This is a genomic window from Ottowia flava, from assembly GCF_008017535.1.
In the GTDB taxonomy this organism is placed as follows: domain Bacteria; phylum Pseudomonadota; class Gammaproteobacteria; order Burkholderiales; family Burkholderiaceae_C; genus Ottowia; species Ottowia flava.
The window spans coordinates 22,149-36,009 of sequence record NZ_VRUA01000022.1 but is presented as its reverse complement, the minus strand read 5'-3'; the positions used below and the strand labels follow the sequence as shown (position 1 = coordinate 36,009).

The following is a 13,861-nucleotide window of genomic DNA, read 5'->3' as shown; positions in this document are numbered from 1 at the left end:
CCTTATTGGCAGCAGTCGATCCAGCGCCATTGCATGTAGACGTAGTCGCGCGGCGTCACGGCTTTGTGCTTGCCCATGCCCCAGCGCCAGTGGCTGGATCCAATGCTGTGGGCGCAAGAACTGAAGACCGCAGCAAGGGGGTTGAGCTCTTGGATCTGACTCAGCGGCGACTTGATGTCGAACTGTGCTCGGCCGCTCGTGTCCAGCGGACCTTTTTCCGTGAACGGGAACATCATCGAATGCTTGAAGCCGCTCTTCTGGGGGAAGGGCGCGGGCACGGGTCCGCAGACAGCTGCATCACCAACCGTTAGGAAGAGGCCGTTGCCGCCCGTGCGGGCCGAGTGAAAGAGCGAGCGCGCTGCGACCAGTGAGCTCCCGCGCACGGGGTCGTTGTCTGCATAGCGGCCGTTGGCTGGCAGGGATTTGCCCCAGCAGCCGAGCTGCCAGTACATGGCATCTTCAATAGGCTGCTGAGCCTTGGTGTTCAAGGTGGCGTTGACGCACGACAAGGTGGACTTCACGAAGCCAATGACCTGTGTGTAGATGAGGTTCCACTCGGGGAAGAGCAGGTTCGGTGTGACCGGGTCGTTGGCGTTCCACATCGGCGAGATCAACGTGGTCTCGAACGGCATGGTGGGCTGGCACTTCGCGACCGGCAAACCAAGGATTTGCGGGAGCATCGACTGCCAGGTGTTGACGTGGCGGAAGCCGGCTTCAGATCCGCCGCCGGCGTCGGCCGTCGTGCTTTCTCGGCCCTTCGGCAGGGTCTTGCTCAGCGCTACCGTCAGCGCGCTGGCCAGGTTCAACCCAGTGAGTGGCGAGCAACCAGGTTGCTCCACAGCTTCGATCATGCGATCGGGCACCCACATGCCGATGGGGTAGCTTGGAAACATGCCGCACTGACACATCGGGTTCTTGTGCGCGTTCCAGGGCGAGCCGATCTTGTCGGTGGCCTCGCCGGCGTCGACCGATGCGATCCGGATCGGAAACATCGAGTCGACGCAGATGTAGTTCAGTGGATTGGCCATCACGTCCGTGGCGTTGGAGCACAGCTTGGCGCTCATCGTTTCGGATGCGTTCGGGTTGAGGAGCGACGACTCCGGCACCTGTGCGACGGACACTGCAGCGCCCAGCATGCACGCCGTGAGCGCTGCCGTCTTCAATGCGCGTTTGATCAGGGTAAGCACGTCGATCTCCTACTGCTTGGTGAAGGTTTGGATCCGCAGCTTCAGGCCTTCCTGGCTGGCCAGCGAAGGCACCTCGGTAATGCCGATGCGGGCCAGTACGTTCTTTGCCGCGGGGTACGCGGGAACCCCAATCTCATTGATTCGGCCGTCCCGGTTGGTGAAGAACAGCATCAAGCCGGGGTACTGCGCCGACCACTTCTTGGCCAGCGTGAGTTGCCATGGGTCGGTGGCGTCGATGGCGGCGTAGTAGCGCTGGCCGGTCGGGTCGATCGCCAGCGCGTTCATCATCTGGCCCTTCTTGGCCCGCACCTGGCCGTCGATGACGATGTCCTTTTCGAGGGGCACTGCCGGGTCAAAAAGGCGGCTGGCGGCCGTTTTGACCATCGGCAGGGGTGAGCCCTTGGTGAGGGTCTTTTCTGCGCTCTCAGCCATGCTCTTGCGCTGCTTCGCAACCATCTCGGGTGTGATGCTGCGCAGCTTCTGCTCGTACTCCAGCGCTTTGTCAGGCTCGGCCACGGCCCAGGTATTGCCCATGGTGTGACCCCAGCGGCCGGCTTCGATCTCATCTGCGGCCACCTTGAGCGAGACGTTGCCCATCAGCCCGCGCCAGCCGTTGGACTTGGACTTGATGACGTAGGCAGGCACGCGCTCGATTTGGTACTGGCGGAAGGCCTTGGGCAGCACGTACAGATTGATCTGCGCGGTATCGCTCAAGCCGGCTTTTTGCCGAATGCTCTTGACGAGAGGGGCCAGCTGCTGGCCGTCGCCCTTCCACCCCCTCAGGAGGTATAGCACTTCCGGCCGGCCGACGCCGGCCTGCATGATCGGCGCGAGCGTGTGCGCCGGCATCGAGTCGGAAATAAAGACGACGGTGGTCACCCCGGCCAGCTCTTGCGCGATCGGGTTCTCGCCGGCGGTGACCGCCGTCATCGGATCGCGCTGCGCGGCCTGCAGATCCTTGTTCTGGAGCGGCGTCCTGGCGGTCCCGGCCGGGTTGGTTGGGTTTTGCGCCTGGTATTCGAGCCGGCGCCTGGTCGTGTCGTCGACGCGCTTGTCCGGCTGGTCGCGCTTCAGCGCCTCCGACTGTTGGCGAAGGCGTTCAGTCGTCGCCGCGTCCAGTTGAGCAAGGTGGGTCTGAGCCGTGGTCGCCGATGCAGAGAGGAGCAGGATCAGGCTAGAACAGAGGATGGGCAAGGGCAATGATTTCATCGCGTTTCACAGGTCCCCAAAAGCGAGAGTCCCAGCTACGTGGCTCACTCCCAAACACGAAAAACTCGTCCTGCTTCAAGACGTAGCTCTTGTCCCAGCTGCTCGGCAGCTTGGCGAACTTCTGGGCGCCCAGCTTGGTGGAACCCCAGTACCGGCCGTTCACGTACAAGCGGCCATGAGTCACATTCACCTGGTCGCCAGGCACGCCGATTACGAGCTTGCCGATGCGTGAACCGTCTGGAAGCACCGGCTCCATTCGGTGCGCAGTGAACATCACCACGTCACCGTGCTGGATCACGATGGCCGGTCTGCGCTCAACCGCGTAGAACGAATAGGGCAGGCACCCCTCGGTGTACTTCTCGTAGAACAGCCTGTAGTTGCGATCGAGCCAGTTGGTGCCGAACATCGTCAGATTGACCATGGTCATGACGATGATCAGGCCGATGAGACGGCGACGCAGCAGCTGAGGATCCGGGTGCAGGATCCAGTGCCACAGGCGAGCGCGATCAATCGAGGTTTGAGCCACTGATCGTCTTTTCAGCTGGAGCCGATGAGGTCGGCGGCCAAGCGGCGTTGCCCGTCCTGGCCAGGCGCTGCTGCTCAGCTCGGCGATCACGAACTGCCTGCAATGCGGCCGGCGGGATCGCGAGGTTCGTCGCGGTCTGCTCGGTGATGTCCGCAGCAGCTGGCCACGAAAGCGCCGCAGTGCGGTCGATCACGATGTAGCCGCGCTGGCGAAGATCCGCAAGCGTGTGCTGGAGGGCTTCGGCGCGCTTCTTCGACTCCGCCTCAACGGCCTCTGGCGTCATGCTGGGCGCACGCTGCAGCAAGTCATGTATCCCGGCTGCGCTGACGAGGTCGGAGTCCAGCACAGCGACTGGCGCGCTTGCCCCGAAGCCGGGAAAGTACTTTGTGACGCCGTTGGCAACAATCAGGCCGCCCAAGATCACGATGATGACGACCAGGATCGTGTTGAGGGATGACTTCTCACTGGCAGGCGGTTCAGGCAGCAAAGGGGTGGCCGTGGGAGCCGCAACCACGGGTTGCGCTGCGTCGGTTTGGGTGGTTTCGTCGGACATAGGTTCTCCCTGTGGCTGGTGGATGTGCGATCAGGCCTCGTCGGTGGCCAGCGAATAGCGCTCGATGAGTTCGTGCAGCTCGTGAGGCGTGGCACCTTTGCGGAGTGCTTTCATCACCTCGTGGAACGCTGGGCCTTCGGTGGTGAAGAGCGCTTGGTTGTAGGCGCCTTCAACCAGGCGCGCGATCCCCGAACCACCAGGTGTGAAGACGGCAATTTCCGAGTACTGCCCCTTGACGGTGTGGACCTGACGCGCGATGGAGCGCTGGTAGGCATTCATGTTCAGCCATTCATTGCGCTCCGCAGCATTCAAGGTCTCCGGCGTCTGGTGCAAGAGCAGCTTGCTCGGGCAGTTCGCCATGATGGTTTCGCCATCCTTGGTGTGGTTGTAGAGCTGTGACAGGCTTTGCAGAACGAGACCGATCGAGCCAGCCTCTTTACGCACCTGTGAGTACGCTTCGCTCATGAACCCCGCGAAGCCTGGATCGGTGCGCAACCGCTCGCCAGCTTCTTCCACGATCAGCATGCGCTTGCGGCCGTCTCGCGCCAGGTACATCTCCTGTTTGATCGCGTTGACCAGCTGCATGAGCACAACGGCCTGAAGGTGCGGGTTCGTCTTCAGATCGGACAGTTCAAGCACGGTCCAGGATGCGTCAGCCCGGAAGTTGTTGGGCCCTTTGAACCAGCTGCCATAAGAGCCGATTGGCCCAAACGGCATCAGCAGTTTTGCAAGTTCGAGGGCTCGGCCGCTGCGGTCCTTCTCTGGCGTCTGGTTGTTCAGATACTGAATCAGATCGCCGATCTCCATGTCCGGGCCTTTGTGGCTCCAGCAGGACTTGATCGCCTCCATGAAGATGGCGGCATCCATCGCCTTGATCTTTTCGTCTGGCTCCACCATCTTGCCAAGCAGCGAGATGATCATCGACATCTCGTCGTCGATGTCTTGCACCTTTGTGAAGGGATTGAGGCTAGTCTTGCTCTCGCGGTGCAGGCTCAGCACTTCGCCGCCGGAGATCATGCAGGCCCGCGCGCTGGAGCCACCGCTGTCGATGTTCCAGACTTTGCAGCCCAGGCTAACGTAGTCCATCTGCAGGCGCTGCAGCAAAAACGATTTGCCTGAGCCGGCCTCAGCGATCACCGCCCAGTTGAAGTTGGGGTTCTCGGGCGCGTAGAAGTCCAAGCCGAAGGCGCGGCCGCGCCGAGTCGACAGCAGCACCGCTGCGCCGCTGCCCTGCCACTCGTCCAGGACAGGGAGGAACTGGGCAGCGTGCGTGCCGCTCATGGTTTTGTAGCGGTGGGTTTGCAGGATGCTGGTCGGCGACGGCGACAGCGGCAATTGGTTGAAGAAGCTGACGCCCACCAGGTAGCGTTCCTGACGCATGCGCCACCCGAGCGAGTTGTAGTAGGGGATGATCCGTGCCAACGCGCCATGGATCTCGTTGCGCGATCGGTTGAACAGCGTCAGCGTGGTGCCGACTTCAACGGGCGCGTCGCCATCCGCAATGGATCGGCCCATGAGGGCGAAGCCTTCGTACTTGTGCCGCAGGCTTTCGCTCCATCGCAGCATCGGGCCGAAGGCCTGCCGATCCGTGATCACCTGGCCCTTGCGGATCTTCTGTTCCTTGATCATCGCGTCCGGGTAATGGACCGTCGTGCACAGTGCGTAGGGCATGCCGATCTGAGGGCCGGTACCACTTGGGTCGCCGGTCATCTCGAACATCTCGATCAGAGACGCCGACTTGGGGTAGGAGTCGATCGCCAGCATGCCGCACCAGAGCCGCTGGTGCTTCTCGTTGTCGGCGAAGCCGCTCAGATGCAGGTAGCGGTTGGTCTTGTCGGTCCACTTGATGTGGGAGCCAGGCGGCATGATCTGGTCGCACAGCTGCGCTTGCGGATCCCAGCGCCAGTCCCAGTCGCCGTACACGTCGAAGTACCGGCGCATGATGGCCAGGTACTCTGCTGTCTCCACCGGGTAGGACTGAATGCCAGCCGTTTGAAGCTGCGACATGAGTCGCGCGCGCATGATTTTGAAGTCTTCAATCTCGCGCTGGATCTGGTCGAGCTCTTTCTGCGTGCCCAGGAATTCCTTGATGGTCAGAGGAATCTTGAGGGTCCAGTAGCTGTTGGTCTCAGTGAGGCGAACGTCGGAGCTCGGGACAACGCGATCGCGGGTGAAATCCAGGAATGCTTGAGCGCGGGAGCGTGTCGAGTCGATGCAAAAGTCCCGCGAGTTGTCGCTGTCGGTATTGGGCTGCTGCTCGGCTATGTCGCGCAGCTTGGTGTATTGGTGGACGGTCTGCTCCAAATTCGGTGAACCAAACTGGATGATCTGCATGATGGTCCCGGCGGGGTACTTTTCATTGCAAACCGTGTTGAGCGCGATCTGGGTTTGATCGGAAGCCCCAGAGAGAGCGTTGAAGCGAAGCAGTGACCCGATCGCCAGCTCTTCCTCGAAGAAGAGGACATCCTTGCCGTCGCTCGCCGAGACGGTGAGGTATTCGCTGATCTCATCCTTGCGGATCAGCTCGCCGATTGTTCCAAGTATGTTCATGGGCGTGCGGGTGCAGTGGTGTTGGGTCCCCCGCGGGCACGCCCGAGGGGGGAGGGTGCTTAGAAGATCGCGGTGAACCAGCTTTCCAGCACGTCAGGGCCGTAGATGGCCACGATGGCCACGGCGAAGGCGATGCCGACCGCCATGAAGCGCCCACTGAGCAGCGAGATGACCGCAACGATCAAGGCGATCACGGCGATCATCAAACCGCCCGAGCCCTTCAAGATCCCCACAAGCCAGTCCACGATCGCGCGGAACGTGCTGTCGCTGCCAGCGTGAGCCGCTTCAGGGATCAGCAGCATGGCTAGTGCGACGATCAGCATCAGACCGATAGCGGCGCGTGCGCCCCAGCGGCGCAACTGTTCTTTGCGGATTGCGGGGTCCAGGTCTTTCTTCTCGGCCGAGAGTTGGCCCCTGGGGTTGAGGGTGAGTGCTGTCATGGAAACTCCTTGGGGGGTTAAAAAAAAGCAAATCAATTGGCCAGGGGCGCCGGCAGCAGAGGCGCCGGTTTGGCCGGTGCGGCGGGGACCGCGGTTGGCGTGACGACAGGCGCTGTGGCCTGCGACGGCTTAGCTTGCAGCGGGGTGGTTTGGGGCGATGCTGAGGCTCCTTCCTTGACGCGCAGAGGCGTCATACGACGTGGGGACATGGTTTTGGATGCCGACTCGTTGACATTCCACTGACGCGGCGTGATTTCAGTGAAAAGCAGGGACGGGTAATTCAGGTCGCCGCGCTCGTCGACCCACGAATTCACCCAGATACGCATGACTTTGGCGCCGGTGCGCACAGGCAAGGGGTGGTTGATGACGCCACCGCGCATGTCCACATCGAAGTTGTCGAATGGCTGTGGCGAGCTGCCCACGGCAGCGCCGCCGGCGCCGCCTTCGCCGCGGACCCGCGCGCCATACATCGAGTCACCAGGCTGGAAATTGTTGGTGCGTTCGAACACGGTGCGCGAGTCCGTGCAAGGCATTCCCTCGCCGGCTGGGCAGGTGAGTCCGGACTCGCCGATGTTCATGGAGCTGGCACAGCCCGTGAGGGTGATGACGGCCGTCGCGGCCAGTGCGAAGAAAGGGCGTTGAAAGTTCATGGTCGGTTCCTTGAAGCGGTTCAGTGCGGGAGTTCCAGGCCATTCACGAGCTGGATGTTTCCTTCACGGCCGGGGGAGATCTCAATGACCGGGAACGTCTCTTTGGCGTACTCCGCATAGATGTTCGAGATCTTGTCCATCACGTTGTTGAAGCCGCTGCTCGCTTGGGCCGCGGCGATGGTTTCCGGGTTCTGGCTGCTGCCGGTGTTGACCACGACGTTGTTGCTGCCCTGATTCATGCGCGAGGCGTAGACCGGAGCTGTGGCTGCAACGACGTTGCCGAGGGTGCTGATGGCCCCGGTCTTGAGCAGCTGGGCAATGACCTCCCCGGTCTTGCTCACCAGGCGACCGCGAACACCGGGCTTGCCGTCTTCGCCGGTGATGTAGCCCTTCATGTCGGCTTCCATGGCCATGCCATCCGTGCGAACGCAGCTGATCTTTTCGGTGCGGAGGATCGCGCGCTCGTCGGCCATCTGCCCGTAGCCTGAAACGGTCACAAAGCAGTCGGTGAGGTCGGCCGTGTAGCCGTTGGGCAGAATGACATCGCCACGGACTCGCAGCAGCGCAGGCATCGGATCCTTGGTGCCGCTCTGGTTGGTCGGCGCGTTCATGCCGGACAACATGACGTAGGGCAGCAGCGTGCCTGGTGGCAGGTACATGCCGGCCTGGCCGATCTTGCTGCGCGACTTGCCAGCGCCCGTCGGTGTGACCCTGGTGCCCGCGGCCATGGACGCAGGCGCTTCAGGCGGCGTGGCACCTGGAAGGCTGTCGGTCAAACTGCGGAAACGTGGGCCCTTAGGCTCTTGCACTTCGGGTACGCCAGCGCCGGCGCCGGAACCGTCGAGCGGTGCCGTTGTGGGCAGGGGCGCAGTGTCGCCTGGCGTCGACGCATTGGTCGGCGGAGGCGGCAGGTGCTGGTTGGCCTTGGCGATCTCCTCCGCGATGAGCGACCGAACCTTCTCAGCGTTGAAATCCCCGCCTTCGCCCGGTGCGGGTTGCGTCAGTTTCATCTGTTCGAGGCGACTCTTCATGTCGGCGAGAGACCTGTTCTGGGCCTGCAACGCATCCATCACGTCCTGCGACGTGAGGGAGCGCGTTTGCGGCGTCACCAGGGTGGTCTGGTTGTTCGACGTGTCGGGCTTCGTCATCAGGGGCCTGTTGCCGGTGAGCACCATGAATCCAAGGGCGGCCACGATCACGAGAAGGATCGCCGTGTTGCGCTTCTTCTTCGAGTCCATGTGCGCCCAGTTGCGCTTGATATTCGTGAGGGCGGCCATGTTCAGTTGCCTCCACGCTTGGTCATGATGAGCACGTCAGTGGACTGGTTCGGCTGCAGCGACAGATTCGGGTAGATGGTCACTGCAGCAACGTCCTTGTCGCCGAAGAACTCTTCGGTCAAGGTCTGCGTCGTGGAGCTGCCGTTGGTGATGCGGAACCGATAGATGTCGTGCGAAGAGCTGGCGTACAGCTCCACCGGCTTCGCGGTAAGGCCGTTGGTCAAGGCCATCTTGCTGGCCAGCGGTCGCACCGTGAACCCGCGAGGATTGCGACCCTGAACAATGTCGCGCAGCACATCGCGCATACGGTTCACGAAGCCTGACCCGTGGCCATCGCTGTCGCTGTCCACAGCGCCCTTGCCGGCCACCTGCATGACGATGGTCTGGGACTGCATCCCGGACCGGGGTTGGAGCGTCAGCGATACCGGCGTGGCAGTTGGGTTCGATTTGTCGACGATCGAGATCCAGAATGGGCGCTTCTTCGTTGCCGAGACGATGATCACATTGCCGTTGCGACCCAAGTCATAGCCCACCCCATCGCCGACTACGTTAGGGTCAGCAAACGGCGTCAGGATCATGTTGGGCTGATCTGCGGACACCGGGACCGAGCGGTTCTCACCGTATCGCGTGACGACGTTCTGCAGGCCAGACTCTGCCTGGACCTCGATGCTCTTGTTGACGTTGAGACGCCCAAGGCCTGTCGAGCTAGGTTGTGCGGATGCGCCGGCCATGGCTGTGGCCAGCAGCAGCGCAAGCGATGTCGGTTGAATAACGCTTCGTCGCATGAAAATGACTCCCGTGGTTTTAGAGGCGATCAGCCGATGAAAGGGTGGAATCAGGCTGATTGCCGTTACGCGCGGCAGCAGCAGGCGGGCGGCTCGCGCCGTCAGAAGGTGCGCCATCGACGGCGGCGTCAGTTGGTGATGGAGGTGCCACGAGAGCGGGCGTAGCCGCGTTCCCTGCGGGAGCCGATGCACTCCCGGCGGGCGCGTCGGCCGCCGCGTCGTCGCTGCCACTCAGCTGAGGCGTGAGCTGGTCAGGTCGATTGGCTTGCTGCGCCTTGAATGCGGCCGCGGCGCTGGGGAAGCGCTGCGCCCAGGCAATGGTGTGGGCAGGACCTCGGTAGCTGGTGATGTTCGTCACCTTCGGCACGCCGGACTGGATCTTGATGTCCATCTCGTAGGTGACTTCCATCTGGGACAAAGGCAGGGCCTTGTTGTCCCGGTAGACGGAGGTTTTCTGTGTGCCCTGAACGAAGGTCTTGTTAGTGCTGGGCTCGTAGATGGCCAACTTGGGGGAGAACTGGTTGACGGCCGCGTACTGCTGGTAGTTCGGATCCAGGCGGATCGAGTTCAGATGGCTCTTGACCGGAAGCCAGGCTTCGCGCGTGAAATAGGGCTCCAGCACGGTAGCGGTTGATTCCGCTTCGCCAGGTGTGACCGATCCGACTTGGCTCGAAACGAATACCCCCCAGCTCTTGTAATAGGCCTCGTTCGCACTCCGGGTTGCGATCTCGGTCTTTTCGGTCATGCCGGCCGGCAGGATCACCACGCGCTCGCGCATCTGGTTGATCTTGAGTTGCTGCAAGGTGGCCAGAATGACCACGGCCACCAGGCCGACAGCCAAGATTTGGTTTTGGCTAAGCGATTGCTTCAGCTTGCCAGCGAAGATATTGAGTTTCATTTGGTGAAGCTCCGCAGCAGGCCGTTGGAGAAGCGCTTGTTCAAACCAATGACGCCGGCGTTGTAGAAGATGTGCTGCAGCGCGCCAGGCAAGCTGCCTCGCTTGTGCTTCATGTAGACCCATGAGAAGAAGATGCCGACGGCGATGCCGCCGGTGACCATCCAGGTCGATCCTGTGAGCTTGCGCAGGAAGAGCCCTGCAGCCCAGCAGATGAAGAACGGCATGATCTCGTCGACCTCAAGCCAGAACACCTGGGCAGGGTTGTCGAGCTTCTGGGGGATCTGTTCGGATTTCATTCGGTTTCCTTCCACATCTCAGCGCGGCGAGATTGCTGCAGAGTCGGTTCGGGTTGGTGTGACCCGTGCCAGGTCACATTGCCCACCGAGGTGCCGCGCGCGCGCAGGTAGTCGGCAACCGCCTTGGCGCGGCGCTCACTCAGTGGGTCGTTGATGCGATCAGGGCCGCGCACATCGGCATGGCCCGACACGATCGAGAGCCGATGAGACTCGGGCAACTCGTCGAGCGCTTTGCGCGCCTTGGGGGTCAGGACTGCGGAGTTCGTCCCGAAGTAGACGGTGCCCAACAGCACGGCTTCGGTGCGAGGGCGGGGAAGTACTTGCGTGCCGACTGCTGGCGTGGTGGAGATTTCGTCGTCTTGCCAGATGAAAACGGCGTCCGGGGGGAGCATGTCGGAGCGGCCACGCCAGTAGTAAGTGCCTTCCCCTTCGGCGTACACCGCCATCTGATCTTGGGTGTAGCTGACGAGCGTTACCAGCTCTGCTCGCTCGATGCCCAGTTCTCTGGCTGGAGGCGGTGTCGTGTTGCATCCAGCCAAGGCCAACGCGATCAAGGCGGCACTTGAAAATCCCAGGTTGCGGCGTGTCGGCATCTACCATTCCTACGGGTTACGATTGCAATCATTATACGGATAACCGCACCCAGGATTGCAAGTATTAGACACCCGGCGAGTAAATGCCTTGTGGTCACGTAGATGCTGTGGCTCTTTGCCCGAAGCGTTTGGAAGGCGGCGTCGGACCAGCCGAGGTAGGCCACGGCCGAAGCCTTACCGAAACAGCTGTCACCAGCCTTGTTGAAGGTGAACGTGTCGCGAATGGACGCCCAGACGGGGTGCCGAACATCGAAGCTGATCAGGTTGTTGTCGGCGGCCGCCGGATCACCGCCATCGGAGCACGAGGGCTTCGGCTGAAGAACGAAGGCCGCGATGCAAATCGCCGTCGCGATCAGGATCCCGACGACGGATGCAAACGGCCGATAGAACCTCGCCGACATTGAAGGCACTCAGATCGTCAGATCGCCGCCCTGGATAGCGGTCGTGACGAGCACGTTGAGCAGCGCAACCAGGTCCTGGCTCTTTCCGCTGGTGAAACCTGGATTGGTGGTCCATCGCCCGGCCACACCGAAGGTGGGGGTGACGGTGACGCGGTACCGGCTTGCCAGACGCAGACCGCGCATGACCCGGTCGCGGGTTCGAGGGGAGTTGATGGCGGACACCACGGCCTCGCGCTTGAGGCCCAGCTTGGGCAGGATGCTGAGGTAGCCAGCGGCCGTTGGATTGGCGCTCTGACCTACCTGGTATGCGGACTGCGAATAGGCTTCGAGCTGCTTGGGGGCGATCTCGCGCACGGCGTAGTGCGCAAAGATGGATGCTCGGGTCGCGTCGTTGTCTTCGCCCAGGGGGATCGTCACCAGCTTCATGGGCGAAGGAAGCGTCTGCGCCCACGTCACGATCGGCCCATGCAAGCTCGCGCAGAACGGACAGGTGTACTGCATGAACATGAACAGGCGATCTTTGTCCTCTTCGAATCGGCCGATCTCGATGAACGGCTTGATCGTTGGGACTGCGGTTCTCGGACCCTGCCCGCCTTGGTCGGCGCCGGCGTTTGGCACCGGGGTTTGTGCACGGACCAAGGCATGCGGGAAGGTGCCCATCGCGGCCACGGCGGCGAGCAGGGTGCGGCGGGATTGAAGTGGATTCATGCTGGAAAAGCCTCAGTAGCGTTGGACGAGATAAAGGGCTTCGTGAAAGTCCAGTCGTGCATTGGCGGACAGTCCAAGCGCCGCTTGCGTCAGCGTCTCGTACTGGGGTTGAGCGCTCAATGCCGAAGCCATCAGCTCGGGATCGTTGGTGATGATTGCCCTGGCCACATCGGGCGTGTTCTCGGCAAACTCGAACACAGGCACGCGACCCGCGTACCCTCTGCCAGTACTCCCGCCCTGGCACAACTCGCATCCATCGTGGTTGACGACGTGGAAGCGACTGGTTCCCATGTGCTCTATGGGAAATTCGTGCTCAACAACGCGCCGCAGCTCTTCCTCGGTCGGCGTGTAGGGCAGTGCACATGTGCAGAGACGGCGTGCGAGCCGTTGTGAGAAAAAGCCGCGCAGAGCTTCAGCCATGGTGTAGCGCTCGACGCCCAGGCCAACCAATCGGGTGATCGCGACGGCGGCCGAGTTCGCGTGCAACGTGCTCAGGAGAAGGTGCCCGGTGTTGGCCGCGTTGACCGCGACACTGGCGGTTTCATCGTCGCGAATTTCACCGACCAGGATGATGTCGGGATCCTGGCGCAGGAAAGACCTCAGCACCCTCGGGAACGGCCGATGGAAGTTCACTTCGACCTGGTTCGCGCCTGGCAGGCGGTACTCGACTGGATCCTCGGCTGTGACGATGTGACGCGAAGGCAGGTTGAGGTGGTTCAGACAGGCGTACAGCGTCGTAGTCTTGCCGGAGCCCGTCGGTCCACACACCAACAGCATTCCCTCGGGAGACTCCAACAGCCTGAGCAGGACTTCCCTCATGCTGTCGGTCATGAGGATGTCGTTGAGCTGCTTACCAGCGTTCGATGAGTCCAGTATCCGAAGCACGATCGATTGGCCCATCTTGGTCGGCATGATCGAGACCCGAACGTCGATCAGGCGAGGCGCCTGACCCCCGACCTCCGCTTGAAAGAAAAAAGAGCCGTCCAGCGGCTTCTCGCGGTCGTTGATGTTGAGCCGGCACCGCGCGCGGATCTTCCTATCGATCTCCATCCCCGCGTCTCGTGATAGCAGGAACTCTTGCTGCAACTCCGTGCCTTGGCCACGAAGCCGGACCGCGCACCCGCGCTCGGTGTTGGCAAGGTGAATATCGGATGCCTTGACGTGGGCAGCGTATGGAAACACCCAGTTGAGGAACTTCACCACCTCCTCATCACCACGGTCGGTGTTGATGAATTTGTCCAACTCCCCCAGATCAAATAGCTTGTCTCCACGCTGGTACAGCGGTTCAAACTCTTCAAAGCGATTGATAGGCGTCAGATCGATCGCCTGCAAGTCGGGTGCGTTCATCGGTCGAGGCTCCTTAAAGCGCGTCGGGTTGACTCATGCCGGGCGGCACGATGGGCCTGGCGGGTTTAGGAGGCGCGGCAGGTGCGGACGCACCCGGAGCACCGGATGCGGCCGCCGATCCGGCCGGCATCGGCGCTCCCTGTGCCGGCGCCGCTCCGACACTGGTATCGCCCTGCCACAGACCTACCGAAGCCAAAATGGAAGGCGCGATGCGCGAACGGCAGCTGGACCCCACATTGGTGGAGGTGTGCTTGCTGATGGACTCGCCCGTGGACTCGTCGATGGCTTTGGTCGATGCACCGAACACACGCACGATGACCTCGAACGGCGCGCACATGTTGCGGGCGCGAATTTCGTTCTCCTGCGGCGCCACGATCAGGAAGGCCCAGATCACGAGCAGTGCGGCGAAGAATCCTTGAATAGCGTTCATGCCATGTCCTT

General features: G+C 61.9%; 16 protein-coding genes. All 16 read right to left on the bottom strand.

What is annotated here, in order from left to right; genetic code table 11:
- Window positions 1-2 precede the first annotated feature (2 nt).
- Genes FVQ98_RS16975 through FVQ98_RS16905 form a run of 16 tightly spaced genes read right to left on the bottom strand, consistent with a single transcriptional unit; the run spans window position 3 to window position 13,850 of the window.
- Window positions 3-1,136, bottom strand: a complete 1,134-nt coding sequence (locus FVQ98_RS16975; RefSeq protein ID WP_147914645.1) for a TraU family protein — start codon at window positions 1,134-1,136, stop codon at window positions 3-5.
- 60 nt (window positions 1,137-1,196) lie between these two features.
- Window positions 1,197-2,381 (bottom strand): TrbC family F-type conjugative pilus assembly protein, encoded by a 1,185-nt coding sequence (locus tag FVQ98_RS16970; protein ID WP_187265775.1) that lies wholly within the window; start codon window positions 2,379-2,381, stop codon window positions 1,197-1,199.
- Entirely contained in the window at window positions 2,362-2,922 is a 561-nt protein-coding gene (gene lepB, locus FVQ98_RS16965) for a signal peptidase I (RefSeq protein WP_147914643.1), read from the bottom strand. Before lepB ends, FVQ98_RS16970 begins: the two co-directional genes overlap by 20 nt.
- Window positions 2,903-3,475, bottom strand: coding sequence for a hypothetical protein (locus FVQ98_RS16960; protein WP_147914642.1), 573 nt, complete (start codon window positions 3,473-3,475; stop codon window positions 2,903-2,905). Before FVQ98_RS16960 ends, lepB begins: the two co-directional genes overlap by 20 nt.
- Window positions 3,476-3,505: 30 nt before the next feature.
- Window positions 3,506-6,025, bottom strand: coding sequence for a TraC family protein (locus tag FVQ98_RS16955; protein WP_147914641.1), 2,520 nt, complete (start codon window positions 6,023-6,025; stop codon window positions 3,506-3,508).
- A 59-nt stretch (window positions 6,026-6,084) separates the two neighbouring features.
- Window positions 6,085-6,465, bottom strand: a complete 381-nt coding sequence (locus FVQ98_RS16950) for a TrbC/VirB2 family protein (RefSeq protein ID WP_147914640.1) — start codon at window positions 6,463-6,465, stop codon at window positions 6,085-6,087.
- Between the two features lie 32 nt (window positions 6,466-6,497).
- Entirely contained in the window at window positions 6,498-7,115 is a 618-nt protein-coding gene (locus FVQ98_RS16945; RefSeq protein WP_147914639.1) for a TraV family lipoprotein, read from the bottom strand.
- A gap of 20 nt (window positions 7,116-7,135) precedes the next feature.
- On the bottom strand, window positions 7,136-8,392 hold the full coding sequence (locus FVQ98_RS16940; RefSeq protein WP_028603736.1) for a TraB/VirB10 family protein: 1,257 nt from the start codon (window positions 8,390-8,392) through the stop codon (window positions 7,136-7,138).
- Between the two features lie 2 nt (window positions 8,393-8,394).
- Window positions 8,395-9,294 (bottom strand): TraK domain-containing protein, encoded by a 900-nt coding sequence (locus tag FVQ98_RS16935; RefSeq protein WP_147914638.1) that lies wholly within the window; start codon window positions 9,292-9,294, stop codon window positions 8,395-8,397.
- Window positions 9,197-10,075 (bottom strand): TraE/TraK family type IV conjugative transfer system protein, encoded by an 879-nt coding sequence (locus FVQ98_RS16930; RefSeq protein WP_187265774.1) that lies wholly within the window; start codon window positions 10,073-10,075, stop codon window positions 9,197-9,199. Before FVQ98_RS16930 ends, FVQ98_RS16935 begins: the two co-directional genes overlap by 98 nt.
- On the bottom strand, window positions 10,072-10,371 hold the full coding sequence (gene traL, locus FVQ98_RS16925) for a type IV conjugative transfer system protein TraL (protein WP_147914636.1): 300 nt from the start codon (window positions 10,369-10,371) through the stop codon (window positions 10,072-10,074). The genes FVQ98_RS16930 and traL overlap by 4 nt, the downstream gene beginning before the upstream one ends.
- Window positions 10,368-10,964: an OmpA family protein gene (locus FVQ98_RS16920; RefSeq protein ID WP_147914635.1), complete on the bottom strand. Its 597-nt coding sequence runs from the start codon at window positions 10,962-10,964 to the stop codon at window positions 10,368-10,370. Before FVQ98_RS16920 ends, traL begins: the two co-directional genes overlap by 4 nt.
- Window positions 10,922-11,365, bottom strand: coding sequence for a hypothetical protein (locus FVQ98_RS19915; RefSeq protein ID WP_222707618.1), 444 nt, complete (start codon window positions 11,363-11,365; stop codon window positions 10,922-10,924). Before FVQ98_RS19915 ends, FVQ98_RS16920 begins: the two co-directional genes overlap by 43 nt.
- Window positions 11,366-11,374: 9 nt before the next feature.
- Window positions 11,375-12,073 (bottom strand): DsbA family protein, encoded by a 699-nt coding sequence (locus tag FVQ98_RS16915; protein WP_147914634.1) that lies wholly within the window; start codon window positions 12,071-12,073, stop codon window positions 11,375-11,377.
- 12 nt (window positions 12,074-12,085) lie between these two features.
- Window positions 12,086-13,420, bottom strand: coding sequence for a GspE/PulE family protein (locus FVQ98_RS16910; RefSeq protein ID WP_147914633.1), 1,335 nt, complete (start codon window positions 13,418-13,420; stop codon window positions 12,086-12,088).
- Window positions 13,421-13,433: 13 nt separating this feature from the next.
- Window positions 13,434-13,850 carry a hypothetical protein gene (locus tag FVQ98_RS16905; protein WP_147914632.1) on the bottom strand — a complete coding sequence of 139 codons (417 nt, stop codon included), beginning with the start codon at window positions 13,848-13,850 and terminating at the stop codon, window positions 13,434-13,436.
- Window positions 13,851-13,861 lie beyond the last annotated feature (11 nt).